At 38.3% G+C, this 26,855-nt stretch carries 28 protein-coding genes and 2 tRNA genes; 15 read left to right on the top strand and 15 right to left on the bottom strand.

Translation table 11 applies throughout. From position 1 onward, the window contains the following. Window positions 1-230: 230 nt before the first annotated feature. From PMAN_RS06120 to PMAN_RS06075, 10 genes are all read right to left on the bottom strand, one after another. Entirely contained in the window at window positions 231-452 is a 222-nt protein-coding gene (locus tag PMAN_RS06120) for a DUF2835 domain-containing protein (protein ID WP_008127316.1), read from the bottom strand. Then, the gene (gene pepN, locus PMAN_RS06115; RefSeq protein WP_010556415.1) at window positions 453-3,047 is read right to left on the bottom strand and encodes an aminopeptidase N; all 2,595 of its coding nucleotides are present in this window, start codon (window positions 3,045-3,047) and stop codon (window positions 453-455) included. Between the two features lie 46 nt (window positions 3,048-3,093). After that, entirely contained in the window at window positions 3,094-4,557 is a 1,464-nt protein-coding gene (gene nhaC / locus PMAN_RS06110; protein ID WP_010556414.1) for a Na+/H+ antiporter NhaC, read from the bottom strand. Between the two features lie 179 nt (window positions 4,558-4,736). Beyond that, window positions 4,737-6,761 (bottom strand): carboxy terminal-processing peptidase, encoded by a 2,025-nt coding sequence (prc, locus tag PMAN_RS06105; protein ID WP_006792820.1) that lies wholly within the window; start codon window positions 6,759-6,761, stop codon window positions 4,737-4,739. Window positions 6,762-6,786: 25 nt separating this feature from the next. After that, a complete protein-coding gene (gene proQ / locus PMAN_RS06100) occupies window positions 6,787-7,434 on the bottom strand; it encodes an RNA chaperone ProQ (RefSeq protein ID WP_006792821.1) in 648 nt (215 codons plus the stop codon). Window positions 7,435-7,449: 15 nt separating this feature from the next. Beyond that, complete coding sequence (locus PMAN_RS06095; protein WP_006792822.1) at window positions 7,450-7,728, bottom strand: hypothetical protein; 279 nt, start codon at window positions 7,726-7,728, stop codon at window positions 7,450-7,452. Then, window positions 7,728-8,186 carry a GAF domain-containing protein gene (locus PMAN_RS06090; RefSeq protein ID WP_010556413.1) on the bottom strand — a complete coding sequence of 153 codons (459 nt, stop codon included), beginning with the start codon at window positions 8,184-8,186 and terminating at the stop codon, window positions 7,728-7,730. The genes PMAN_RS06095 and PMAN_RS06090 overlap by 1 nt, the downstream gene beginning before the upstream one ends. A 128-nt stretch (window positions 8,187-8,314) precedes the next feature. Further along, window positions 8,315-8,695, bottom strand: a complete 381-nt coding sequence (locus PMAN_RS06085; protein WP_008127308.1) for a hypothetical protein — start codon at window positions 8,693-8,695, stop codon at window positions 8,315-8,317. Between the two features lie 336 nt (window positions 8,696-9,031). Continuing rightward, window positions 9,032-9,122 (bottom strand) — tRNA-Ser (locus PMAN_RS06080). A gap of 51 nt (window positions 9,123-9,173) precedes the next feature. Further along, a tRNA-Ser gene (locus PMAN_RS06075) sits at window positions 9,174-9,264 on the bottom strand. Window positions 9,265-9,513: 249 nt separating this feature from the next. On the opposite strand from PMAN_RS06075, the gene PMAN_RS06070 reads away from it, so the two are divergent. Genes PMAN_RS06070 through PMAN_RS06040 form a run of 7 tightly spaced genes read left to right on the top strand, consistent with a single transcriptional unit; the run spans window position 9,514 to window position 12,650 of the window. Continuing rightward, window positions 9,514-10,179 (top strand): Bax inhibitor-1/YccA family protein, encoded by a 666-nt coding sequence (locus tag PMAN_RS06070; RefSeq protein WP_006792828.1) that lies wholly within the window; start codon window positions 9,514-9,516, stop codon window positions 10,177-10,179. 55 nt (window positions 10,180-10,234) lie between these two features. Further along, on the top strand, window positions 10,235-10,588 hold the full coding sequence (gene tusD / locus PMAN_RS06065; RefSeq protein ID WP_006792829.1) for a sulfurtransferase complex subunit TusD: 354 nt from the start codon (window positions 10,235-10,237) through the stop codon (window positions 10,586-10,588). Next, complete coding sequence (gene tusC / locus PMAN_RS06060; RefSeq protein WP_010556412.1) at window positions 10,585-10,941, top strand: sulfurtransferase complex subunit TusC; 357 nt, start codon at window positions 10,585-10,587, stop codon at window positions 10,939-10,941. Before tusD ends, tusC begins: the two co-directional genes overlap by 4 nt. Next, window positions 10,938-11,204 (top strand): DsrH/TusB family sulfur metabolism protein, encoded by a 267-nt coding sequence (locus PMAN_RS06055; protein WP_006792831.1) that lies wholly within the window; start codon window positions 10,938-10,940, stop codon window positions 11,202-11,204. The genes tusC and PMAN_RS06055 overlap by 4 nt, the downstream gene beginning before the upstream one ends. Before the next feature lie 3 nt (window positions 11,205-11,207). Next, the gene (locus PMAN_RS06050; protein ID WP_006792832.1) at window positions 11,208-11,537 is read left to right on the top strand and encodes a TusE/DsrC/DsvC family sulfur relay protein; all 330 of its coding nucleotides are present in this window, start codon (window positions 11,208-11,210) and stop codon (window positions 11,535-11,537) included. Further along, the gene (locus PMAN_RS06045; RefSeq protein ID WP_010556411.1) at window positions 11,537-12,220 is read left to right on the top strand and encodes a pseudouridine synthase; all 684 of its coding nucleotides are present in this window, start codon (window positions 11,537-11,539) and stop codon (window positions 12,218-12,220) included. Before PMAN_RS06050 ends, PMAN_RS06045 begins: the two co-directional genes overlap by 1 nt. Next, window positions 12,213-12,650 (top strand): NUDIX domain-containing protein, encoded by a 438-nt coding sequence (locus PMAN_RS06040; RefSeq protein ID WP_008127293.1) that lies wholly within the window; start codon window positions 12,213-12,215, stop codon window positions 12,648-12,650. Before PMAN_RS06045 ends, PMAN_RS06040 begins: the two co-directional genes overlap by 8 nt. Before the next feature lie 193 nt (window positions 12,651-12,843). Here the strand turns inward: PMAN_RS06040 and PMAN_RS06035 are convergent, their stop codons facing one another. Continuing rightward, the gene (locus tag PMAN_RS06035) at window positions 12,844-14,115 is read right to left on the bottom strand and encodes a sensor domain-containing diguanylate cyclase (protein WP_010556410.1); all 1,272 of its coding nucleotides are present in this window, start codon (window positions 14,113-14,115) and stop codon (window positions 12,844-12,846) included. 343 nt (window positions 14,116-14,458) lie between these two features. Between PMAN_RS06035 and mnmA the strand changes: the two genes are divergently transcribed. The 5 genes from mnmA to PMAN_RS06010 all read left to right on the top strand — a co-directional run bounded on the left by mnmA (window position 14,459) and on the right by PMAN_RS06010 (window position 19,283). Continuing rightward, entirely contained in the window at window positions 14,459-15,559 is a 1,101-nt protein-coding gene (mnmA, locus tag PMAN_RS06030; protein ID WP_006792837.1) for a tRNA 2-thiouridine(34) synthase MnmA, read from the top strand. Beyond that, window positions 15,559-16,161 carry a high frequency lysogenization protein HflD gene (hflD, locus tag PMAN_RS06025; RefSeq protein WP_006792838.1) on the top strand — a complete coding sequence of 201 codons (603 nt, stop codon included), beginning with the start codon at window positions 15,559-15,561 and terminating at the stop codon, window positions 16,159-16,161. The genes mnmA and hflD overlap by 1 nt, the downstream gene beginning before the upstream one ends. A gap of 31 nt (window positions 16,162-16,192) precedes the next feature. After that, on the top strand, window positions 16,193-17,563 hold the full coding sequence (purB, locus tag PMAN_RS06020; RefSeq protein ID WP_006792839.1) for an adenylosuccinate lyase: 1,371 nt from the start codon (window positions 16,193-16,195) through the stop codon (window positions 17,561-17,563). Window positions 17,564-17,650: 87 nt separating this feature from the next. Further along, the gene (locus PMAN_RS06015; protein ID WP_010556409.1) at window positions 17,651-18,808 is read left to right on the top strand and encodes a ribosomal protein uL16 3-hydroxylase; all 1,158 of its coding nucleotides are present in this window, start codon (window positions 17,651-17,653) and stop codon (window positions 18,806-18,808) included. Between the two features lie 16 nt (window positions 18,809-18,824). Further along, window positions 18,825-19,283, top strand: a complete 459-nt coding sequence (locus PMAN_RS06010; protein ID WP_010556408.1) for a GNAT family N-acetyltransferase — start codon at window positions 18,825-18,827, stop codon at window positions 19,281-19,283. Window positions 19,284-19,325: 42 nt separating this feature from the next. On the opposite strand, the gene PMAN_RS06005 is transcribed toward PMAN_RS06010, so the two are convergent. The 3 genes from PMAN_RS06005 to PMAN_RS05995 all read right to left on the bottom strand — a co-directional run bounded on the left by PMAN_RS06005 (window position 19,326) and on the right by PMAN_RS05995 (window position 22,216). After that, window positions 19,326-19,769 (bottom strand): DUF4826 family protein, encoded by a 444-nt coding sequence (locus tag PMAN_RS06005; RefSeq protein WP_006792842.1) that lies wholly within the window; start codon window positions 19,767-19,769, stop codon window positions 19,326-19,328. Between the two features lie 117 nt (window positions 19,770-19,886). Then, window positions 19,887-21,275, bottom strand: a complete 1,389-nt coding sequence (locus PMAN_RS06000; protein WP_010556407.1) for a M28 family peptidase — start codon at window positions 21,273-21,275, stop codon at window positions 19,887-19,889. 527 nt (window positions 21,276-21,802) lie between these two features. Beyond that, the gene (locus PMAN_RS05995) at window positions 21,803-22,216 is read right to left on the bottom strand and encodes a hypothetical protein (RefSeq protein ID WP_010556405.1); all 414 of its coding nucleotides are present in this window, start codon (window positions 22,214-22,216) and stop codon (window positions 21,803-21,805) included. Between the two features lie 292 nt (window positions 22,217-22,508). On the opposite strand from PMAN_RS05995, the gene PMAN_RS05990 reads away from it, so the two are divergent. After that, window positions 22,509-23,312: a polyamine aminopropyltransferase gene (locus PMAN_RS05990; RefSeq protein ID WP_010556404.1), complete on the top strand. Its 804-nt coding sequence runs from the start codon at window positions 22,509-22,511 to the stop codon at window positions 23,310-23,312. Here the strand turns inward: PMAN_RS05990 and PMAN_RS05985 are convergent, their stop codons facing one another. Then, window positions 23,313-23,717 carry a GFA family protein gene (locus PMAN_RS05985; RefSeq protein ID WP_010556403.1) on the bottom strand — a complete coding sequence of 135 codons (405 nt, stop codon included), beginning with the start codon at window positions 23,715-23,717 and terminating at the stop codon, window positions 23,313-23,315. It abuts the gene before it with no gap. 285 nt (window positions 23,718-24,002) lie between these two features. Here PMAN_RS05985 and PMAN_RS05980 point away from each other — a divergent pair, with 285 nt between their 5' ends. Both PMAN_RS05980 and PMAN_RS05975 read left to right on the top strand, forming a co-directional pair. Further along, on the top strand, window positions 24,003-24,836 hold the full coding sequence (locus tag PMAN_RS05980; RefSeq protein WP_010556402.1) for a hypothetical protein: 834 nt from the start codon (window positions 24,003-24,005) through the stop codon (window positions 24,834-24,836). A gap of 141 nt (window positions 24,837-24,977) precedes the next feature. Further along, on the top strand, window positions 24,978-26,825 hold the full coding sequence (locus PMAN_RS05975) for an ABC transporter ATP-binding protein (protein WP_021032430.1): 1,848 nt from the start codon (window positions 24,978-24,980) through the stop codon (window positions 26,823-26,825). The last annotated feature ends 30 nt before the right edge of the window (window positions 26,826-26,855 follow it).

Here is a 26,855-nt window from a genome sequence, read left to right as displayed (position 1 = left end):
CATATTGTGTGATCAAGTTATTGTTTTTAGTGTAATCGTAACGATAGAAGCGAATTGTATAAATTACAAATAGTCGCATTCAATCTGTCATATATATAGTGTGTCAGCTGACGTTTACGTATTGGTAAGACGTCATACCAGATAATTTATACACGTTATTTAACAATAGAACAAATTGAAATTAACAAAAAGACAATATTTTTATGGTTTTATAACATAAAAATAGCGCTCTAAGCCACTCGTTCAATACGAATAAATTTATTTTCAGGGGTGAGTAACATTCTAAAACGCCCTCTGACACCTAAACTTGTAACAAACGGTCTTAAATGATCGGCAGAAAACCGAATTGATTTTCCGCCCTCTTCAACCACTTGCACAGAACTATATCGACCGTGGTAGTAATCCATACAGTCGTTATAGCTCAATCTTAAATTAAAGTAATATTCAAGCATTTAATTAAGCGCTTTTTCAACCTTCTCGAATAAGTCGTCACTTAGTCCATCTAAATTAGATAAACGTTCCAATTGCGTTTTCATAAGCGCTGAACGTGTTTTATCATAACGTTTCCAAGACATAAACGGTGTTAACATTCTTGATGCATTTTGTGGATTTATTGCATTTAGCTTAACAAGTAAATCACCAAGCAATACATATCCTTGTCCGTCTTCTCGATGAAATTGCTCAGTATTAAAGTAGCTAAAACTCCCCACTAAAGCACGGACTCTATTGGGGTTAGAAAAATCAAAACTTGGGTGCTCGTATAATGACTTAATATTAATAATAGCATCTTCACCTGTTTGCATTGCTTGAAGCGCAAACCACTTATCCATAACAAGTACATCATGTCGCCATTGACTATCAAAGTGCGACAATAAATCATCACAAAGTGGATGAGAGGCTTTAACCACAGCGCTAAGTGCCCCCAATACATTGGTCATATTTGACGAGCTAGCAGCTAGATTAATAAATTTATCTGTTTGTTTGCTCGGCACCTTTGCAACATAATGCAGGCAAATTTGCTGTAGTGAGCGCACAGCAACCGCTTCGGCGCTTATGCTACCATCGTCATGTAATGAACCAAAACATGCGATAAGCTCATCATTAAGGCTTGTGGCAATTTGTATTTCGAACTGTGCTACAACACGAATAATTTCATCAACAGGAATAATTTCAAATTCTGCGGCTAAAGTGTCAAAGCTAGGTAATTTTAATAACTCAGCAATTAACGCTAAATCGCCTTGTTTTGAAACAATTAAAACACGCAAGGCTTCAATTATCTCGTCACTTAATTGAGATTGTGTATCTGAGTTAATTGCTGCTTTTACCGCTTTTATAAACAATTGTTGCTGTGCATCCCAACGTGAAAAATCACTTCGTGCAAAACGCATAATATGCAAAAGCTCAAGCTCAGTTGTTTGTTGGGTTAGGATACACGGAGCAGAAAAGTCTTCTAACAACACGGCAACAGGTTTACAAGTCACATTCTCAAAAGTATAACTCTGCTTTTTATCGGTAACATCAAGCACATTACTAACTTTTAAACCTTTGTACTGTAATTCGATACTACTGCCAGATTCGTCCAACAACTCAATAGCAAACGGGATGTGCAACGGTTTATTATCGGGCTGATTAATCGGTGCATTTTGCTCTATGGTTAGTGTGTAGGTATTTGAGGCACTATCGTAATGTTCTACAGCATTTAAGCGAGGCGTACCCGCCTGACTATACCAACGCTTAAATTGCTCTAAATTAACACCCGATGCGTCACTCATAGCACTGACAAAGTCGTCACACGTAACTGCTTGACCGTCATGGCGTTTAAAGTAAAGCGTCATCCCTTTTTGAAAGTTAACCTCACCAAGCAAGGTATGCATCATTCTGATTACTTCAGCACCCTTGTCGTATACTGTTACGGTATAAAAGTTATTCATTTCAATAACTTTTTCCGGTCGAATAGGATGCGCCATAGGACCTGCGTCTTCACTGAACTGATGCGTACGCATCACCTTAACAGCATCAATGCGGTTGAGTGCACGCGATCCAAGATCACTACTAAATTCTTGGTCTCTAAATACAGTGAGCCCCTCTTTCAGTGATAACTGAAACCAATCTCTGCACGTAACACGATTACCAGTCCAATTGTGAAAGTATTCATGACCTACTATAGACTCAATAGTATGGTAATCTTTATCCGTTGCTGTTTCTTGATTGGCCAAAACACATTTACTGTTAAATATATTTAAGCCTTTGTTTTCCATTGCACCCATATTAAAGAAATCTACGGCTACAATCATGTATATATCAAGGTCATATTCTAAATTAAAACGCTCTTCATCCCATTGCATAGATTTCTTAAGGGATTGCATCGCATGCGGTGTTTTAGGCAAATTACCCTTATCTACAAATAATGCTAAATCAATTTTTCGGCCACTTTTAGTTGTATAGGTATCGTTTAATACATCAAAATCACCAGCAACTAATGCAAATAAATAGCTTGGTTTTTTAAATGGGTCTTGCCATTTAGAAAAATGACGGCCGTCAGGTGTCTCACCTTTGTCAATTTGGTTACCATTAGATAATAAATGCGTATAACTTGAATCAGCTATAATAGTCACATCAAACGTAGACAACACATCAGGACGATCCATGTAATATGTTATCTTTCTGAAGCCCTGCGCCTCACACTGTGTACAATACGCTCCACCAGATAAGTAAAGACCTTCTAAAGATGTATTTGTCTCAGGAGATATCTCAGTCACAATACGTAATTTACAACGCTCTGGTAAGTTATTAATAATTAGCTGCTCATCAACAACGCTATAATCTGTTATCTCAATCGCATCTATCGATAAGGACGTTAAACGTAAATTTATGCCATCTAGAATCAGAGGTGATTGATTATCACCAACACGCGTTAACGTCAGTACGCTTGTTACCGTTGTATTTGTAGGCTGAAGATCAAACGTTAAGTCTGTGTGGTCTATTAAAAAATTTGGTGCTTTATAGTCTTTGAGATATTGAGCTTGAGGGGTTTTTGAGTCGGTCATGATTACTCCAAAAAAAGCGCCTCTATATGAAGAGGCGCTACTAAATTTAGGCTGATTGTTTCGGCTTAATACGTAAAATTTTAATACCGAGATACGCATATATAACAGCTAGAACGGGATTAATTAAGTTAAAGAAAGCGTAAAGTGCGTAATCGAAAGGGTTTATTAAAAGTACACTTTGCATGTAAGCACCACATGTATTCCAAGGAATAAGTGGACTGGTAATCGTACCGCCATCTTCTAAGGTACGAGATAAATTAACTGGCTTTAAACCGCGCTTTTCATATTCATCTTTAAACATACGTCCAGGAACCACAATAGCAATATATTGATCGGCTGCAATGAGGTTAGTACCAATACACGTCGCAATTGTCGAGGCAATTAAAGACCCTGTACTTTTCGCTATTTTTAAAATACTTTTTACGAAAATGTCTAACAAGCCTGTTTTTTCCATAATAGCGCCAAACATAAGCGCAGTCATAATTAACCACGTCGTTGTTAACATTCCCGCCATACCGCCACCGCTAAGTAGTGAGTCCATTTTGTCATCACCGGTATCGATGCTAAAACCGTCAAAAAATGTCGTCCATACTAATTTGAAATACCCAACCACTTCGCCTTGAGAAGTATCAATTTGAGAACCAATTAAGTCAGACTGAAATAGCATAGCCCAAACAGCACCAACCACAGCACCAATAGAAATAGCAGGAAAAGCAGGCATTTTTTTAATTGCTAGCACTAAAAGCACAATTAAAGGAATGAGCATCTCAAAACCAATATTGAAGTTTTGCTCCAAAATTAGCGTAATTTCGTCTAAACGCCCAGCCTCATTAGAAGCCGTTGCGTTAAAGCCCATAAATATAAATATAATAAGCGCAATCACAAAGCTAGGAACTGTTGTCCATAGCATATGCTGAATATGTTCAAATAAGTCAGAGCCAACCACTGCGGGCGCTAAGTTAGTTGTTTCAGAGAGTGGGCTTAGTTTGTCACCAAAATACGCACCAGATATAACAGCACCAGCTGTAACTGTCTGATCTAAACCAAGACCCGTAGCAACACCTAATAAAGCGACACCAATTGTAGCTGCAGTGGTCCACGAGCTACCAATGCTCATAGCCACAATGCCACAAATTAAACAACTTGCTGCATAAAACCAACTAGGGTTAATCACTTGCAGGCCATAATATATTAGCGTTGGTACTGTGCCCGATAACAACCAAGTACCTATCAAAGCACCTACCATTAATAAGATGAGTATAGCGCCAAGAGAAAGTGTTATCCCCTCTATCATAGCTTGCTCAAGCTTTTTCCACGTGTAGCCGTTTTTTAGGCCAATTAGAGCAGCTGCGAAGGTTGCAAATAAAAGTGCAATTTGGTTTGGTCCAGATGACGAGTTGTCACCAAATAAGTAAACCGCAGCCCCTAACAAGCAAATTAAAACTGAAATAGGAATTAATGCATCAAGAAATGAGGCGGGTTTTACTGGTTTATCATCCAATGGGTTCAAAGTTGAGACTCCTACACACATACAGCGTGTTTAATTATTATTTTTAGCACTTAGTGCGTATTAACTGAGCATTTCTAAGCCGGCTCAATTTTTAATAGTTAGAGATTATAACAATTTAGGCTGTGATAGGTAGCAAAAAAGGCGCACGAGCGCCTTTTTTGTAGTGGTAAAACCAGTTTTTACTTTTTGGCGATGCGACCAAAGTTAATGTAGTCCTGAGTAATTAAGGCCGCTTCTTCAAGGAACGGGTCAAGCTCATCAATTACATCTGGTACATCATCTAGGTTTTCAACCGGATCTTTACCTAATCGTTTCAAGCGCTCATTTGTACGAACTAATGCACGCGCTTCACCTTCTTCTTTTTCTTTAATACGCGTGGCTTCAACTAAAGAAATCGTTTTACGATCTTTTTCTTCGTTGTACAACGCTATATCATCAAACACGTAGCCGAACTCAGGTTCAGATTTAATACGATCTTTATGCTGCTTTTCTAGGTAAGGAATAACTGGAGTTAAATTTCCTAACTTTTTATATTTTGCTTTAACAATGCTATCCCAAGGAAGTGCATTATCTTGTTTACTTTCACCCCACTCGGCAGGATCTATAGCCGATGGAAATGAAATGTCAGGAATAACACCTTTGTGCTGAGTACTGCCGCCATTAATACGGTAAAATTTAGCTATGGTGTATTGCACGCTACCTAATGGGTTATCGTAAAGATCATACGCTCTTGCAAGACCTTTATGTTGCTGAACAGTGCCTTTACCAAATGTTTGTTCGCCAATAATAACAGCGCGACCATAATCTTGCATTGCAGCGGCAAAAATCTCAGATGCAGACGCACTGTAACGATCAACTAAAACCGTTAATGGCCCGTCGTAATAAGTAACTCCATCACGATCTCTTTGCTCTTCAATTCGGTTATTTAGAGTATGTATTTGTACAACAGGACCTTGATCGAAAAATAAGCCAGAAAGCTGGGTCGCTTCGTATAACGAACCACCACCATTTTGACGTAAGTCGATAATAATACCGTCTACTTTAGCCTCTTTTAATTTAGCTAACTCAACTTTTACGTCTTTAGACAAATTATTGTAAAAACCTGGGATTTCAATAACCCCGATCTTGCTTGATAAATCAGAATATTTAGCTTCAAACACTTCTGACTTTGCAGCTCTGTCTTCAAGACGGATTTTGTCACGAGTAATTTCGACCACTTTAGGTGTGCCATGAGCATCTGCACCTTTCAAATATTGCAAACGTACTTTCGTGCCTTTAGGGCCTTTTATTAAATCTACAACATCGTCTAAACGCCAGCCAATCACATCGGTAAAATCTTCACCGTCTTGTGCTACGCCAATAATACGGTCATCTGCTTTAATTTGTTCGGTTTTGTCTGCAGGACCACCTGGTACAAGACTACGAATTACGGTGTAATCTTCGTCAGGAGTTAGTACAGCACCAATGCCTTCAAGTTCTAGGTCCATATCCATTTTAAATTGTTCAGCACGTCTTGGTGATAGGTAAGACGTATGCGCCTCAATCGTGCGAGCTAAAGAATTTAAAACAATTTGAAATGCATCTTCTGAGTTAGATTGAACTAGACGCTTTTCAGCGTTTTTGTATCGCTTGGTAAGAACCTCTTTGATTCCTTCCCAATCTTTACCAGTCATTTTTAATCGCAGTGCATCGTACTTAACACGCTCTCGCCAGATCTCGTCTAGCTCTGCTTGCGATGTTGGCCACGTTGCATCTTCACGATCAAAAAAGTATTCATCTTGTTTTTCGAACGTCATTTCATTTTCTAATAAAGAAAGTGAATATTCGTAACGTTCAAAACGGCGCTTTAGGCTTAAATTAAAAATATCAAACGTAAAGCCTAGCTTGCCGGTAGTTAAAGCGTTGTCAAAGCTATCGCGATATTGCTCAAAGGATGCAATATCACTGGCTAAAAAAACGCTTTTATTAAAATCAAGGGATTCGATGTAACGATCGTACACTTTACTAGAAAGTTCATCGTTAAATCGAACCGGGATATAGTGTGAACGAGTAAATAAGCTTGCCACGCGCTTACTGGCAGTGCCATGTTGACTTTCTTGCTTGAGTAGAGGTAAATCATCAATGGTGACAGGCTCTACAGCAGCAAATAATGAACCTGAAAACAGGGCTGCAACTACCGGAATGAGCGTAAACTTTTTACTCATACAAACTCCTTAATTTATGTACAACTTAAACAGTGTATAAGCTGTCTGCTTTGGTTTTAACTTGCATACCAGTCACTAACTCAACATGAACGTCGTCTTTATTTACTTCAGTGATTACTGCATTTACAAGTGCTTGGCCTAGTTTAACTTTAACCTTGTTATTAACCTTGACCTCTGTTGCTGGTAAAGGTTCAATTTTACCTGAACGTTTAGCTGGTGCAGATTTAGTTGCTTTGCTAGCTGACGCATTTTTATCAGCGCCCTTGTTTGCATGTGCAGGCTTTTTCTTAAAGTTTTTAGAATCTGAGTCTTGACGTGGACGCTGTTGTTTCTTGCGCTTCGCCATTTTTGCACGGCTTTCTTCTAGTGCTTTTTGAGCATGATCAATGTGCTCTTGCTCAACTTTTTCACCTTCATTGCCATCAAGGTCAATACGAAACTCCGACTTTGTCACAGCTTCTAAATAACGCCAGTTAGACGTGTATTTTCTTAATGCTTGACGTACTTGAGTCTTACTTACTTTTTCAGACCCTTCAATACGCTCAGCAATATCTTTAAAAATACCGACTTTAAGCGGTTTGATACCGTCTTTTTGTTTAAAACATTGTGGAAATTCTTGGTACAAGAACTCCAATACTTCATTAATATCTTTTAGCTTGTTTGTGGTTTCCATTTTAGAACCTATTTTTCACATCTTTTCATCAAGGGACGAATCAACATAGTGTATTACCCAGTCGACCAGTTCTTCGAAATCGGCTTCAAGTACAGCCATATCACCTCGAAGGTGTTCCCAAATACCATTTATTATTTCATCGATTGATTCACAATCTAAATCATCTGGGAGTTTGTCCCAAGCAATGTGAATCAAATCATTGAGCGTTTCCGCTACATGTTCTTCTTCGCCTTCCCAATCGCCTACATCTTGTATAGCAAACAGGTAGTCCTGAACATTTAGCAAATCTTTCATTACAAGCTAGCCTCAAAGCATTTAACCAATGCTTCTAATCCCGCTTTGTCATCAGTATCAAACCGAGAAATACTAGGGCTATCAATATCTAGCACTGCAAATATTTTACCATGTTTCATGATAGGTACAACAATCTCAGAGTTTGATGCCGCGTCGCAGGCAATGTGCCCGTCGAATGCATGAACATCTTCAATTAGTTGTGTTTGCAACGTAGCCGCAGCCGTCCCACATACACCCTTTCCTACTGGAATACGAATACATGCTGGATTACCCTGAAATGGGCCTAGTACTAATTCTGACGGCGAATCAATAAAGTAAAAGCCCGCCCAATTTACATCATCTAAAGAGGTAAATAACAGCGCGCTTATATTTGCCATATTAGCAATTACATTCGACTCACCGGCAATCAGCGATTCAGTTTGTTTAACTAATGACTGGTAAAAATCGTGCTTTTGCATACCAAACTACTTCTTATTAAACATACAGTAGTTAAAGGTACTCTTTGTGGTGAAAAATTGGAACCTTTTGCAGGTAAAAAAAAGGAATTTCCGTAGTTTAAGTACGCCCTTGGTTAATAAAAAAGCGATTATGATTTTGAAGTTTTACGAAGACCAAATAAAAACAGCCCTGCCGCTATTGCTGACATAACACTATTTATTAAAAATATTTCGCCTGTGGAGGCACTTAAAAGAAAGCTAAAAATAGCACCACCAAGTAAACCAAGCGTTAAAACACCGGAATAGTTTACTTTTGAATATTTAAACATTAATAAATAGCCTGGGACAACAAATGCAGCCATTGTTAAGCCAACAATATGCGCATTAGATATGGCCGTCATCAATAATGAAAAAAATATAGAGACAAATTCACCTTGTAGCGTTATTGAATAATAAATACCTAATAGGCTACCCACAATCACAGGAGAAAGTAATGAAAGCGCAACGCTTTTTGCTAATTGGTGTTTCATTTAATAATCCTTAACAACACACTTAAACTCTATTTATAAGCATGCACCAAGAACCCAAAGTTAGAAACAGAGACTATGGTCGTAAATTACGAACAAAAATAAAACACATTAAACAACAAACGACCTACCGTTCCCGGCTAATAATTTTAATAAAGGTAAAGTTATTGCTTTTGAGTAACAAGACAGGTGATTCATTTTCAGATGTTAAACAGGAGAGTTATTTGATGTCTTCAGCTTCATGCTTAATTTTAAAATTGATCAAACATAAATGCCAATTGCAATTGATAGTCAAATTCAAAAAACAAAAAAGCCCGCTGTTTGCGGGCTTTAATATAATGGTGGAGAGATAGGGATTTGAACCCTAGATAGGCTACAAACCTATGCCGGTTTTCAAGACCGGTGCATTCGACCACTCTGCCATCTCTCCTAAAGTGCTATAAACTACAAGTAAGAGTGTACTCATAGTTATTGTAATAAGTGGTGGAGAGATAGGGATTTGAACCCTAGATAGGCTACAAACCTATGCCGGTTTTCAAGACCGGTGCATTCGACCACTCTGCCATCTCTCCGCACGGCCTGCATAATAGGGAAACCCGTTGGCTTTGTGAAGCTTTTTTTTAAAAAAATTGCTTAAGTGCTTAAAAAACAATTAATTTGTTCAAAGATAAAACAAAAACTTTCTTTTTGGTGGTTAAATGAACTTTAATTTAAAAATTAATGTCTATTGATCCACAAAGGTTTGCCCAAACATATAAGAGTTGGTAATCTAATTTTAGTTAAATTATCGAAACACACGTTTCACTTAAAGGAGCTCTACAATGGCGTTTAATCAATCGTACAATACCGCTAAACCGGTAATGTCTACCATTGAAACAAACAAGGTACTTAAAAACACCTACTTTTTACTTGCGATGACACTTGCATTTAGTGCAGTGACTGCCGGTATCTCAATGGCACTACAATTACCTTACTTTATGGGAATTGTGTTCACACTGGTTTCGTTTGGTTTATTATTTGTTGTAAACAAAAAAGCTGACACCGCATCTGGTGTATTTTGGGTATTTGCTTTCACAGGTTTAATGGGGGCTGGTTTAGGTCCAATGTTAAACCATTACGCTGCCATGCCTAATGGCCCAATGCTTATAATGCAAGCTCTTGGTTCAACAGCACTTATTTTCTTTGGTCTATCTGCATATGCGCTCAACACCAAAAAAGACTTCTCTTTTATGGGCGGCTTTTTAACGGTTGGCCTAATTGTGGTTATTGTTGCAAGCATTGTTAACATATTCATCGGTAGTTCTTTAATGTTTATGGTGCTTAACGCTGCGGTTGTATTAATTATGTCTGGCTTAATTTTATTTGATACAAGCCGCATTATTAACGGCGGAGAAACTAACTACATTCGCGCTACAGTATCTTTATACCTAAATGTGTACAATCTATTTACTTCACTACTGCACCTACTTGGCGCAAGTGATGACTAATTAAATAGTTCTGTTAAAATAGCCCCTTTATTGGGGCTTTTTTATTGGAATTGTTTTGGCACGATTTGTTCTTTCATTACACACACCACCATCAGATCACGACACCAGCCAACGCATAATTAAGTTTGCTAATGCGTGTTTATCTCAAGGGCACACCATAGACGCAATATTTTTGTATCAGCAAGGCGTTTATCATGCATCAACACATTTTGACTTAGCCTCTGACGAGCTTCAAATTAGCGCATTATGGCAGGCGCTATCAAGTCAAAATATTAATCTTATGCTGTGTGTAACCGCGGCAGAAAAAAGAGGCTTAGATACGTCAAACACAGGCGTATTTTCTGTTGCAGGTTTAGCTGAATTCGCAATGCTTGTAAGCGACGCTGATAAATGGGTGCAATTTAAATGATTAATGTATTAGTAATGAGTCAAAGTAGCCCATTTGATGATCTTAACCTGCGCGATGCCCTCGATATGACGTTGATTTTTGCTGCTGTCGATCAAAATATAAGCTGGTTATTTAGTGGCCCCGCTGTTTTAGCATTAAAAAAGAATCAAACCCCTTCCACCATAGGTATTAAAGATTTTTTTAAAAACATTAAAACGCTAGAAATTTATGACGTAGAAAACATCTATGTATGTGAAAAATCGCTCCTTGATTATGGTCTAAGTAAAACTGATTTACTCATAGACGCGCACGCGGTTACATTTGGTGAACAACAAACACTTATCAAAAAACAACATCACGTGGTGACCTTATGAGCACACTACATATTTTTTCAAAACCATTAAATTACTATTCTGCTAACCAGCTAGAAAACTTAATTTGTGCTGATGACCGTATATTGCTTTTAGGTGACGCATGCTTTGCTAATAAACAATTTAAACAATTTTCAGACACCCTCTTAGTACTTGAAGAGGACGCACTCGTTCGTGCAATTAAGCTATCAAATAACGACACTGCCATTAGCTATGACGAGTTTGTGTCTCTTACTTTAACCTCTACGCAATTAATTACTTGGTAACCCATGCTTGAATTTAACCAACAAACAATAGACACAGATAAGCAAGGTTATTTACTCGACCATACACAATGGTCTAAGCAACTAGCCCCCATTATTGCAGAGCAAGAAAACATATCGCTTAGCGAACAACACTGGGAAGTGATTAACTTCGTCCGCGAATTTTATCTTGAATACAACACAAGTCCAGCCATCCGAATGCTAGTAAAAGCCATGGCCAAAGCACTCGGAGAAGATAAAGGTAATAGTATTTACCTTTATAAATTGTTTCCAAAAGGCCCAGCTAAACAAGCCACAAAAATTGCTGGATTACCAAAACCAGCAAGGTGTATTTAATGAGAAGTAAATCGAGTAACAAGCAACCCCCCGCTTCCTTAACCAAGCGTAATACGGGTCGCACGTATTCTAGAAGTGCAATTAAAAAGCCTACAAACAAAAGAGAAATAAAACCTCAAATAGACGCTAAAGACAAAAAAATTGTACTTTTTAACAAGCCATTTGATGTGCTTTGTCAATTTACAGACGATGCAGACAGAAAGACGCTAGCTGAATTTATTCCTATCAAGGATGTATATGCTGCAGGACGGTTAGACCGCGATAGCGAAGGTTTATTGCTGCTCACAAACTGCGGGAAACTACAAAATACATTAACAGCACCTAATAAAAAAACCAATAAAACGTACTGGGTTCAAGTAGAAGGTGAGCCTTCGACTGAGTCAATACAAGCTTTGTGTAAAGGCGTTGAGCTTAAAGATGGGCTCACACTGCCTGCTAATGTAAAAATGATAGAAGAGCCTAACATTTGGCAACGAACTCCCCCTGTACGTGAACGAAAGTCTATACCTACCTCATGGCTCAGTATTACCATTAATGAAGGTAAAAATAGACAAGTTCGCCGAATGACAGCTCACATTGGCCATCCTACTCTTAGGCTAATTCGTTACAGCATAGGTAATTACACTTTAGACGACATTAATACTGGTGAATATAAAATCATTAAAGGTAGCATTAATGCATAAACCAAATGTAACAGTAGCCGCAATAGTTAAAAACCATAACGAATACTTATTAGTAAAAGAACGCGATAAATTTACTAAGCAAATTTGCTATAATCAACCGGCTGGTCATTTAGAAAAGAACGAAACACTAGCTCAAGCAGCAAGCCGCGAATTATATGAAGAAACAGGTTTATCGCTCACCCCTACAGGCTTTTTAGGTGTTTATAACTTGTACGCTGACAACGGCGTTCATTACCTAAGGTTTTGTTTTTTATTTGATGCTAGTGGCACCAACCAACAACTTAACCCTATTGATGATGATATTATAAGTGCCCATTGGTTCAACCTAGAGAAAGTTAAATCTTTACCACTGCGAAGTCCGCTCGTTCAAAAGTGCATTGATGACTCGGTAACGCGTCCGCTATTAAGCCTAGATACTATTTACAACTAATAAAAATTTAAGGCATATTAATGGTCTGTTTTAAAGTTTACTCTGCCTAGAGGGATTACTTAGTGACGTGGGGTGTGTAATTGCTCCAGCGCTATTCTTCTGACTTGCATCCATGTAAGTATAAGTAAAAATAGAGCAAAACTTTCACGCCATCGCTACCCCCTCACCTAAACCTTTGTAATAAAAATTTAATCTAACTTTCAGAGTGTAGTGCAATACAGTTTCGGCCTTGCTCTTTTGCATAATACAGTGCGTTGTCGGCTCCTTTAACAAAGCTTACCTTATCGTCTTGGGAACTAGCCGTTGAGTTAACGCCCATGCTCACTGACAAAAAGCCACTGTAGGTATCTTCATGCACAATTGCTAAACTTTCAACGGCCTTTTGTATTTGCTCAGCAATAAATAATGCACCTTCCTTATCAGTATCAGGGAGCAATACAACAAACTCTTCACCACCATATCTGGCAACAAAGTCTTCAGGACGGTTTACTGTCGAAGCAATAGTTTGAGCCACTTCATATAAGCAAGAATCCCCAGCCAAATGTCCGTAACGGTCGTTAAACTGTTTAAAAAAATCAACATCAATAATTATTAACGATATTGCCCCTTCACATTCCTTTGCTTTATCAAATTCATGGGCAAGTTTTTCATCAAATCGACGCCTGTTGGCAATTTTGGTTAATGAGTCCAAAAATGCCATATCCCTTAAAATATCCTCAGCCTCTATTCGCTCGGTTGCATCTTTAAATACGGCTAAAAATTCTTCGCCTATCTTTATGCCCGATACCTCCATAACCACTTGAGTGCCATCACTACGTGCAACTGTGTAGTTATTGGCAGGTATATCGTCATTACTACTTTTCGCTTTTTTTAAAGCTTCAGACCATAAATTTTGAGCTTGCACTCTGTAGTGCGGATCTGGGTAGGCCTTTTTCCACCATGCATGTAGGTTAGGCACATCCTCAACAGTATAACCAAACACATCTACAAACCGTTGGTTTACTCTAAGAATATCACCGGTTTTGCTACACACATTACACACTGGCATAGGGAGCACGGAAAATAATTTAGCATAGTGACTTATCTCATGTTTTCGCATTGGGTTTAAGGTACTGCGTGATAAAAAGCTCATCGGCATTTCTTTGCTTTCAGCGCTCAATTGTTCATGCATTTGTAAAGCAAAATACCATTCTAGCCACCAGTGTTCTAATTTATCTAAAAGCTTCATTTCGAGGCTAAGCACTTCTGTAGTGTTTTTAATTAAATTAAACAAATCACTGATTTGGTGATGGGATTGAGCTTGCTGAACATGCTTGAATTTTATTAGTTCATAAAAAAGATGGTAGGCTGACTTTTTTAATTCTTGCAGGTTTATGATTAAAAGCTTATTTGAGATAAGATTTACTTGGTGTTTGTTTTGTTCTACAAACGATCTAATTTTATTAATTTTGTATGCGTGATTCATATATTCATTCCATTGATTATATTTTACAGCTTATTGAATGGGCTAACCCATCAAACTTTATTATTAATGAGTGTATATATACTCTAATCACTTTTAAAGAACTTATTATTAATTTTTAACATATGGCTCGTATTTTGTTCTGTACGTTAAGCGTAGAATTAGAATCAACTTTTATCAAAAAAATGTTATGTAAGCGCCTTAGGTATCTTAGCTATTTATTATATTAATAAATTACTCACTAATTGTAAGGTTTGCCTTGTTAGTCTCTTTAAGCGCAAACAAAATACATGCTATAATCGCGGCCTTTCCAAGTTAACAGTAATCTGTATAAGCGAAATTATTCATGAGCGAAAATAGTCACATTAAAGTCATCGTTGGTATGTCCGGCGGTGTTGATTCTTCAGTATCTGCATATTTGTTACAACAACAAGGCTACCAAGTAGAAGGCCTGTTTATGAAGAACTGGGAAGAAGACGACAATGACGAGTACTGTGCCGCTGCAGAAGACCTGAAAGATGCGCAAGCAGTGTGTGACAAGTTAGGTATCGAACTTCATACTGTTAACTTTGCAGCTGAATATTGGGATAACGTATTTGAATACTTTTTAGAAGAGTACAAAGCAGGCCGCACGCCTAACCCCGATATTATGTGTAATAAGGAAATCAAATTTAAAGCCTTCTTGGAATTTGCTGCACAAGCACTCGGAGCTGACTTTATTGCGACAGGCCATTATGTGCGTCGTGAGCTTCGGGACGACAAATATGTGATGTGCCGTGGTTTAGATAACAACAAAGACCAGAGTTACTTTTTATACACGTTAAGTCATGAACACATTGCTCAAACGCTATTCCCTGTAGGCGATATAGCCAAGCCAGAAGTTCGCCGTATTGCTGAAGAGCAAGATTTAATCACACATGATAAAAAAGACAGCACTGGTATTTGTTTTATTGGTGAACGTAAGTTTAAAGACTTTTTACAAAAATTTTTACCTGCCCAACCAGGTGTTATTGAAGACACTGAAGGTAATAACGTTGGCGAGCACGAAGGCTTAATGTACCACACACTTGGCCAACGAAAAGGCTTATTAATTGGCGGTATGAAAGAAGGCTCAGGCGAACCTTGGTACGTTGTAGACAAAGATGTCGAGCGTAACGTACTTATTGTTGGCCAGGGTAAAGACCACCCTCGCCTATATAGTAATGGTCTAAATGCTAACCAACTTCACTGGGTAGACCGTGTAGGTCCAAAAGGAACAACGCGTTGCACAGTTAAAACACGTTACCGTCAAGAAGATATAAACTGTACTTTGCTTGTTGGTGATGACGGTATGGCCCGTGTGTTATTTGATGAACCTCAAAAAGCGGTTACACCAGGTCAGTCTGCGGTATTTTATGCGCAAGAAGTTTGCTTAGGCGGCGGTATTATTGACTCGGTGATCAAGTAATGAATGAACACCAAGTTATGGCGCTTGCCGCTATGTGCCAAGCCGCTAAACAAGTACAAAAAATAGCGCAATACGGCAGTAATAATGAACACGATTTAGACATATTGCTGTCTAGTATTGTACAAACATCGCCAGCATCACCCGAAGATGTATATCAAGGCACTCATAATTTACGAGATGGCTACAAAACGTTGATGGAACAGCTATCAGCGGGCGCTCAGAAAGACGTTGAGATTGTAAAATATGTAGGTGGCTTAATGCAGCTTGAGCGAGCACTTAGCGCAAACGACAAAAGCTTAAACGAATTAGGTAAACGTATTGATGATATTCATCGTCGTTTAGACCATTTTGCTATAACCGATGACACCGTTGTTGCCGGTTTGGCAGATATATACTCGTCGGTGCTAAGCCCCCTTGGGCATCGAATACAGGTTTATGGTAAACCCGAGTTATTAAAACAGCAACTCACTCAAAATAAAATCCGCGCATTACTACTTGCCGGCATCAGAAGTGCAGTATTGTGGCGACAAATGGGCGGTAAACGCCGTCATTTTTTCTTTGCAAAAAGAAAAATAATCGCCATTGCTAAAGCAAAAATTTAATTATCGTTCAAACAAAAATTTAGGAGTTATTATGGAGCTTTCAGCGTTAACGGCTATCTCGCCAGTTGATGGTCGCTACGGCAGCAAAACCACTGAACTACGCAGTATTTTCAGCGAATTTGGATTAATTAAATACCGTGTAATTGTTGAAGTGCGTTGGTTGCAAGCGTTAGCTGCAGCAAGCGACATTAAAGAAGTGCCCGCATTTAGCGACCAAGCAAATGCACTTTTAAACGCTATTGTTGATAACTTCAGTGAAGCCGACGCGCAGCGCGTTAAGGATATTGAACGAACAACTAACCACGACGTCAAAGCCGTTGAATACCTTTTAAAGGAAAAAGTAGCTGATAACGCAGAGCTACATGCTATTAACGAATTTATTCACTTTGCATGTACCTCAGAAGACATTAACAACCTATCACATGGTTTAATGTTAACTGAAGCACGTGACAGCGTATTATTGCCATACTGTGACCAATTACTTAACGCCATCAAAGAAAAAGCAATTGAGTACAAAGCAGTGCCAATGATGACTCGTACGCACGGACAACCTGCTACACCATCAACTATGGGTAAAGAGTTTGCAAACGTATACATGCGTTTAAAGCGTCAACGCGATCAAATTGCGCAAGTAGAAATGCTTGGTAAAGTAAATGGCGCTGTTGGTAACTATAATGCTCACCTTAGCGCTTATCCAGATTACGACTGGCATACTCATGCAGATAAGTTTGTATCGAGCCTAGGTTTAACATTGAACCCGTTTACCACACAAATTGAACCACATGATTACATTGCAGAATTATTTGATGCAATTGCACGTTTTAATACTATTTTGCTTGATTTTGACCGTGATGTTTGGGGTTACATTGCCCTTAACCACTTTAAGCAAAAAACCATTGCTGGCGAAATTGGCTCATCAACTATGCCACACAAAGTTAACCCTATTGATTTTGAAAACTCAGAAGGTAACTTAGGTTTAGCAAATGCAATTTTTGCACACCTTGCACAAAAACTGCCTGTATCTCGCTGGCAGCGTGATCTTACCGATTCGACAGTGCTACGTAACCTTGGTGTGGGTATGGGTTATGCGCTTATTGCATATCAATCAACGCTTAAAGGTGTTAGCAAGCTTGAAGTTAACGAACCACGTTTACTTGAAGAGCTAGACCAGAACTGGGAATTGCTCGCAGAGCCTATTCAAACAGTTATGCGTAAATACGGCATTGAAAAGCCATACGAAAAACTTAAAGATTTAACCCGTGGAAAGCGCGTAAATCAAGAAATAATGGCTGACTTCATCGATGGTTTAGATCTTCCTGAAGTTGCTAAAGTAGAAATGAAAAAACTAACACCGGCTAATTACATTGGCCGTGCGGTTGAATTTATTGATGATTTAGTTTAATTATCAATCACCACTATCAAAAAGCGAAAGGGTTATCCTTTCGCTTTTTTTGTATAAAAAGCAAAGCAATTACCGGCAGGCAAACGTATGTATCAATTAAAAATAAACGATTTATCTGAACAAGAATTTTTAACCCACTTTTGGCAAAAAAAACCTCTTTTGATCAAACAAGGGTTTAGTCACTTTGAAGATCCACTTGATGCAAACGAACTTGCTGGCTTAGCAATGGAAGACGCTATTGAATCGCGTATTGTTACAAATCACAATAACGACTGGCAAACCCATCAAGGGCCATTCGAGGACTTTGATTTACTCACAGAGGAAAATTCAACGTTATTAGTGCAAGCAGTCGACCACTGGCATCCAGAGGCAGCCCAGCTGCTAGAACCGTTCAGATTTATCCCTAACTGGCGCATTGATGATTTAATGATCAGCTTTTCTACCCCTAATGGGGGTGTTGGCCCGCATTTAGATCAATACGATGTTTTCATTATTCAAGGTGAAGGAAAGCGTCATTGGCGAGTTGGACTACCCGACCCAACTCTTAAGCAATTTGCTCAAAATAAAAAATTATTGCAAGTTGAAGCCTTTGAAGCAGTCATAGACTGCATTTTAGAGCCCGGTGATATTTTATATATTCCACCAGGCTGCCCGCATGAAGGCTACGCGGTTGAAAATGCACTTAATTACTCTGTTGGTTTTAGAGCACCAAATCAGCAAGATTTACTATCAAGCTTTGCCGATCATGTTATTGATACTGAAAGCGGTCAAAAACGCTACACAGACCACAACTTAGTTACAAGAGCCTCAAAAGGTGAGCTTACAAATAATGAAGTTGAAAAGGTTAAGCATCTTATCGCCTCAATGCTAGAAGATGATGGTCTTTTCAAGCAATGGCTTGGCAAAACTTTAAGCCAACCCAAACATGAAATGGACTTGGCACCAGTAGAACCTGCTTTTTCCCAAGAGCAAATAGCAAACGAATTGGCAGAGCCAGATACTATTTTTGAACGTGTAGGTGGAACACGAGCAATTTATCAGCTGTGTGAAAATGAGCTTTTAGTAAGTATTAATGGTGACAATTTCACTCTTCCTATCGGGGACATAGCAGCAGTAAAATTACTAACGGACGAAACCGAGTTTAATACTAATGAGTTAGCTAACGCTCAAAATAGTCTAGTTTTTGTTCAAATGTTTACTATACTTGTTAATGAAGGCATTTGGTTTAACGCAAACCAAGAGTAACAAGTAGGAGGCAATTGTGGGTTATCGTATAAACAAAGTTGAATGGGATCGACAAAAAAATGAGTTACAACAAATAAGGGAGCGTGTATTTGTTTACGAATTACATATCCCTAAACGCGTTGAATTCGATAACCTCGATAAATTAGCTTTGCATGTGCTTGTTACAGACGACAGCTTTTGTCCCGTCGCAACAGCCCGCCTATGTAATGATGGCTTAATTGGACGGTTAGCTGTACTGCCTGATCACAGAAACCGAGATGTTTACTGCTCGTTACTTAATTATATTTTTGACATAGCAGTAGAACAAGGTATTGAATCAATTAGCGTTAATTGTGTTCTACACGAAGTTGAACGATTTAAACGTAACGGCTTTATAAAACAGGGTAATGTGTTTATGGAGGCAGGTATACCTAGGCAAAGAATGAAATGCCCGGTTAGGTGTGCTGATACAGCACCTTTCACACTAGTTCATTAATTAAGTTGTAAGGGTAATCAAAGCTTGATTACCCTTTTTTGATTACTTTGGTTCGTGAGCCCACAGTTTGTCGTTATCGTATAACTCGTAAAGGCCATGTGCTCTTTTCACTAATAGGTTAGCAAAGTCTGCCTGTGTTTTATCGCGTGCGCCCGCACTCATTATCTGGTCTGCTTTTAACTGCCATTGCAATGAAAAATAACGCATGGCATCACGCGCATCTGACGCTGCACCCACTTCAGCATGGTCTGTTGGTAATTGACCTGTAACTACCCAATACGTTTTTCCGTTTTGCGCTTTAAATTTCCACATGGCGCAAATAGGGGCTAAAAATCTGCTGTCTTGCTCAACTACTGATTTAGGCATAATGCCTTTTTCTGCTAAATACTTTTGTGCTGTTTGAAAACATCCACGTTGCCATGCAACACGTTGTTGCTCAGCTAGTGCTTGCTCTTCAGGTGTTAATTGTTTTTGTTGTTGTTCCATTGTAATGACCTTATTACTTCTTTTTAAACACTGTAAGGTCTTAGTAAATAAGGTGCAAGCATAAAACAGGCTGCTTGCACTTTAAAAACTCTGACTGCTTTGTTTTTATACAAATTGCTATTTTATATTATGGTCAAACGAACCAACATCCCCAGGGAACACAACGGGCGACTCAAAACCATCATGACTAACAGATGAAATACCAAAGTAATAATTGTCTATTACTACATTCTCAAGTGTAAAATCAGAAACATTACCAACGTATTTACTAAACTGCCATTGCGGCTCGCTTGTGTAACGCCAATATATTTTATAACCGGCAATTGTGTCATCATTACTTTTTTGCCACGAAATCGAAGTACTAGCCTTTACTGCGCCAGTAATTTTAACGTCTTTAGGAGGGGCTGGAGCCCAAGCCATAGATGCCATAGTTACCGCATTGAGTGATGTTAGTTTAGCTGCATAATCAAAATCAACCCCGTCAATCGTATCGCCATATGTAATGCCATTTTCTGTTCGTAGGTCTTGGTGTTGACGATCATAATGCTCGTTTGTTTCCATTATGCGCACTGCTGCAAACCCAGCATCGTTAAATGGACGATGGTGCCCGCCTCGTGCAAACCTGTCTAGCCTGTAAACAAGCATTGTATCAAGGTTGGGGATGTACCTATCAGCAACAGTGTCAATATAACGGGCTAAATTTCTACTTGCAGAATCAACCTCACCACCCGTAAATCGACGAGTTCGAGCCTGTGCTTTTGTTTCAACAACACGTGTACCTTCTGAAAAAATACGTGCGGTTGTGTTGTCAGTCACTCCATTTATACCGGTAATATTGCCAATCATGTCATTATTTAAAACACCATGTACTTGCCAGTTATTCTTTTGAGCGTGCGCGGTTAAAATTTTACCACCAAATAACCCCTGCTCTTCCCCTGATAACGCAGCGTAAACCACAGAGCCATTAAATTTATATTTACTCAGTACGCGTGCCGCTTCAATAACACCAGCAACACCAGATGCATTATCATTAGCGCCAGGAGAGTCACTAGTAAAATCCATTACATCGCTTACACGTGAGTCTATATCACCCGACATCATCACCATTCTATTTGGTTCAGTACTGCCGCGTTGAATAGCAACAATATTCACCACCTCAACAGGATCAGGTATGCGTTTTTCGCCTGAAATAGTGTCTGATACCTCAATAATCTCTAAGCACCCACCACATTGTGCGGATATTTTTTTAAACTCAGCTTTAATCCAACGTCGAGCAGCACCAATACCTCGAGTGTCAGATTTAGTCTCTGAAAGTGTATGACGTGTACCAAAGTCCACCAGCGTTTGAATATCGCTGCCAATTCGCTCTGCTGACACACTTGCCGCAATATCATGCAGATTTTGTTGATCTTTATATTGCATATCAGCCGCAATAACGCCACTTGATGCTGAGCAAGCAAACGCAAGCATGCTTAGCTTTAATAATTTGATTGATGGTTTAAGCATTTATGTAGCTCCTTATTTTTATTGGTTTACAATTACCTATGTATTTGTATATCGCAATTAATTTGAGGTAGATACGAAAATAAGCACGCTAAAGCGCAGAAAAGAATAGTACTAATTCGAGTTCAATATAAAAATAGTTACCAAAGTTATGAAGTAAGGTATCAGACCAAATATCCAAAGTTTTAACCCAAGCGTGTAATGCCTAAGCACTGTTGTATTCAACCTTGCACGAACTCTGCTTTTATAATCAACAGCGTTACCCAACGCTAAATGCATACCCCCTAAAATTAACGCTAAATAAAGTGTACTGAACACGATTAAATTATTTCTAACGGAATCAGTAAGTAATTTTACATAATCAAAATAAAAGAAAAGAGCAAATAAACCAATATAAATAGATAGCACCATACCGATTAGGACACTCGCCTTGTACCCCGTTTGCGTATTATTTGGGTCAACTTTTTTTAGCCATTGAGCACACACAAAATGTACAGCACAAATAAACGATCTCATCTTCTACCCTTGAATTAATGAGTAAGTTGGATATTGTTATAACCTATAAAACGGTCATGTAACCCCACACTTAATAACACTGCAGCAGAAAACATAAACAAAAGTATAAACACCACACAATTAACGGCTGCGCTTGTTTGCATACTAGTAGAAAAAAAATGTAAACATAAAGCCAAAACAGCTGTGAATATTGCAAATTTGTTGAATACAAAATAGCTGGGTATTTCAAATGCCCACAACGACGTTTCATTTATAAATTGCCTGTAACCATAAAATACAAAGGCAATAGCACCAACTAAAGCAACGGTGAAAGTAATTAGCGTGATCTCTAAAGCCATATTTTTATAAATAAGCAAATAACCGAGTCGAATTGAGTAAATAAAAATAGCAAACCAAATTAACAGCACAGGGCCTAAAATTAATCCCATTTTTCTCTCCTTGAATTTTTTAAATGATTTAATTTAAACCAAAATACTACACGGTAAAGCAAATCAATAAATTTATAACCAAATAACTTAAGTAAACTTTTTATTTTCGTGCCAAACTAAGAAACTTAGACTCTGGATAATAGAGCGATCCCAAGCACCTATTGCCGGTAAATTCGCCTTGTTTTTATTAAAAATCCCAGACTAGTAAAATTTAATTATCATCATGATTTAACACGTTAGTAAATCACTTAATCAGAGTTCCGGTTAAGTAGTCAATTTAAAAAGTAAGAGTATGCGCCAGTTAAAAAATGAAACGTTAAAATGTAACCTTGTACAATTTAAGCAAACCACGCTTGGTCCTATCTATGTTTATGAAAACGCGCAATACCGTTGGTTAACACTAGACGAAAAACGTGAACAAGATGCTGTTATTCAGGGCGTAATGAGCAAAAGCAAATCAGAGCAAGTTTTGGTACCTGTAAATCAAAGCATGCTGCTGTTTTTATTAAAACCGGTAACCAATCTTAAAATGCTAAATTTAGGGTTGGGAACCGCGGGCGTAGAGCGAGTTATCTATTATCTTTTCAATAAAACAAAATTTTTAAATACTCTACACACCTTTAACACCGTTGAAATTAACCCAGATGTGGTTGAAATTGCACAAACACATTTTTATTTGCCAAAACCACACTCTGTATTTTTAGAGTCAGCAGAGCAATTTATCCAGCAATGTAAAATTAAATACGATGTGATCACCATCGACATATTCAGTGGAGAGTACCACCAACCATTTTTAAACAGCGCTCTTTTTTGGCAAAATATGACGCGCTGTTGCAATTCAAGCAGTCAAATAACACTCAACTTAAACCCTAAAACAGGTCAAGAGTTACAGCTGTTGTTGGCCTTGTTAAGAAAGTACTTTAAAGCAATCGCACTTGTTGAATTTAATGAGTACAAAAACATTGTTATTGTTTTAAGCCCTAGCTCACTAAAACACATTACCGTCGACAATATTCAAGATTCTGACGTTTTTAAGCATCTTGCTCCCAATTTATATCAAGATATTAATCATATTTACCACATTGAATCTTTTTAATTAGCGACCGGGTTCATGCTTTTCATGGCAAGGCAAACTGGTTTCTAACTGTTCCCAATTCGCTTTTGATGTAACAAAATTATGAGATATAGGTTTTTCTGCAATATCTGAATCCAGTAAACCTAATCGAATACGAAAACGGCTTTTATCACTGGTATTTTCGCTATAAATAGGCGAACCACAGCAGGCACAAAAATACCGTGTTCTACCGGGTTTAAACGCGTATCCACTTAATGAGTCTTGCCCTTGAGTGATTAAAAACTCATCAGCGTTTACAAAACCATTTGTAGCAAACGCTGTTCCGCTATTTTTTCTACACAAAGAACAGTGACAGTGAATAATACTGGTAATATTGCCTGTAATTTTCACATTTACTTTTCCACACAAACAAGAGCCTAAATACATAACACTTCCTTATTAATTTCAAAAATAAGCACAGGCGTATGTTAACTATAAAGTTATTTGATATGAATAAGTTATAGTTATTTACTGGGCGCGACTACAAAATTTATATAGCTTTTGCTTAAACTTAAGCGCGTTAAATTATTTTGGTTTACAATAAATCAGTTATTGGTTATAAATAAACCACGATTTGGTAATGTAAAATTTAATTTATTCAACAATATGTTATTACCAATAATAATTTATTCCTGTTTATGCTATCAATAACAATTAAATAAAGAGTAAACAATGCGCTATAAAAACGTTCTTCTGCCAATGTGGTTAATCACGTTAGTAGCATGCAGCCAAAATCACCAACACCCTTCCACAAATCAATGGCTGTTAATCGATAATTTTGAAACGCAAACGCTAACATGGCAAAAAGCTGATACAGACAATCAAACCAATCCATACATAGCCAACCCACAAGTGACAAAAATTTCACGAGAGGCTGAATCCTCAAATCATTACTTATTAAAAAAACCAGCCGCCGAAGGCATTATTGGTAATCGAAAAGCACTCAGTTTTACTAAGCTACCAAAAGTAGTTGAAGTAGGAGAAACCTATACATTTTTTACGCGCATAAATGTAGAAGCGTTTCCTAACAATCACGCTTTTGGCTTAAGTAACTTACAACCTAATGAAATTAAAAAGCATGGTTACAATGCGTTTGAACCTACCTTACGTGTAACAGACAAAGCCGAGTCGAATGGATTTAAAAACGATGGCGCTTTAATGGTCAAAACAGATAAAGGTTACAGCAACATTCAAAACTACAACGCCGCCCAATCAGCAAAGCCCCTTAATACAAATCAATGGTACAGCATCTGGTATGTAGTGAATAACGCGCCTACAAAAATGCAAGGCCAACAATACAATGTGTATGTTCTTGGCGGTGAGTTTACAACGCAAACACTCGTGTATAAAAATGCAAAATTTAGAATGAAACGTGAACAACCACTTATTTACTTTTTGGCAAACGCAAATACTGGTCCGGCTAAAAAGCCCTATGGTAACGGCGGTTTAAAATACGATGACTTATATATGAGCCGAGGCATTAACCTTTCAAACCCTGTTAGATAAAAAGCCTGTATAAGTAATAACTAACCTGAATTTTAGATATAAAATCTCTCAACTAAAGCTCATGTTAGTTAATACAAAACTGCATTTAAAAATACATAAATGGTATGATACTTCACATTATTTGCTATTTAAGTTTTTAAAATGTATCGACTCTTTGAAAGAATGACCAACGCATTTCCTGAGGAAAAACCCACTCAGCCGCCTTCTACTTTATTTGCGTTTTGCCGCCATTACACCAAGGGCATGGAACTCTCGTTAGTGCTTATGTCGATAAGTGCTGCGCTGTTAGCAATTTTAGAAGTATCGTTATTTAGTTATATGGGCCAATTGGTTGATTGGCTAAGTACCCATACACCACAAACCCTATTTGTAGAGCAAAAAACTGAACTGATAAAAATGGCTGTTATGCTGTTAGTCGTTTTGCCTATTGTGGTGTTCTTTCACGCCGCTATTTTGCATCAAGCCTTATTGGGTAATTACCCTATGTCGATTCGCTGGTCAGCGCATCGGTATTTACTTCGCCAAAGTGTAAGTTTTTACCAAAATGAATTTGCAGGACGTATTGCTACCAAAGTAATGCAAACGTCTTTAGCTGTTCGCGAGGCGGTAATGAAACTGCTTGATGTACTTATGTACATAGTGGTTTATTTTGGCGCTATGGTGTTTTTAGTGGCTGAAGCTGACTGGCGCTTGATGATCCCTTTGCTTGTATGGCTTGCTTTGTATGCTTCAATACAGGTTTACTTTGTACCTAAACTTAAAAAAATTGCCAGCTCACAAGCCGATGCGCGATCAGAAATGACGGGCCGTATTGTTGATAGCTACACTAACATTTCAACTATTAAACTTTTTTCGTACACCCAACGCGAAGAGCAGTACGCCAAGCAAAGCATGGATGTATTTTTACAACCCGTATATAAACAAATGCGCTTAGTGACCAGCCTTAACTTTGCTATTAATACGCTTAACTATTTGTTGGTATTTAGTGTTGCCGCATTATCGCTTTATTTATGGTCAATGAGTGCAATTAGTGCTGGCGCTATAGCTGTTGCAGTTAGTTTATCGCTTAGGTTAAACGGTATGGCGCAGTGGATCATGTGGGAAATAAGCAGCCTGTTTGAAAATATTGGCACCGCCACCGATGGTATGAAAACATTATCAAACCCAATAAAAGTAGACGATAAACCAAACGCAAACACCCTTGAAGTAACCCATGGCAGTATTGAGTTTAAAGATATACATTTTAATTATGGCAAAGCCGCCAACGAAACTAACCGTGGTCCGGTAATGCATGGGTTAAATCTTAATATTAAACCCGGTGAAAAAATAGGTTTAGTTGGCCGCTCTGGCGCGGGTAAATCAACGCTTGTTAACCTACTACTGCGCTTTTACGATACCGACTCTGGCACAATTAAGATTGACGGGCAAAATATTACTGACGTAAGCCAAGAAAGTCTTCGCCGCTATATTGCTATGGTAACGCAAGACACTTCTCTGCTTCACCGCTCTGTTAAAGATAATATTTTATACGGTCGCCCCGATGCAACCGAAGCTGAAATGTTAAACGCCGCAAAACAAGCTAAAGCGTTCGATTTTATTAGCGATTTAGAAGACTCAAAAGGCAATAAGGGGTTTGATGCACAGGTTGGCGAACGTGGTGTAACTTTATCAGGCGGTCAACGCCAACGTATTGCCATTGCACGAGTGTTACTTAAAAATGCCCCTATTCTTATTTTAGACGAAGCGACCAGTGCACTTGATTCAGAAGTTGAAACGGCTATTCAAGCAAGCCTTGATGATTTAATGACAGGAAAAACGGTTATCGCTATAGCACATAGGCTGTCTACCATTGCACAAATGGATAGACTCATCGTGTTAGATAATGGTGGCGTCGTTGAGCAAGGCTCACACGATGAACTCATTGCACAAGGGGGCATATATGCAGGCCTTTGGGCTCATCAAACAGGTGGATTTATTGGGGTAGAATAACACTTAATACAAAAAACCGACGTAGTAGTA

Source organism: Pseudoalteromonas marina (assembly GCF_000238335.3).
Classification (GTDB): Bacteria; Pseudomonadota; Gammaproteobacteria; order Enterobacterales; family Alteromonadaceae; genus Pseudoalteromonas; species Pseudoalteromonas marina.
The sequence above is the reverse complement of the archived record's forward strand: the minus strand, read 5'-3'. Positions and strand labels throughout refer to the sequence as shown.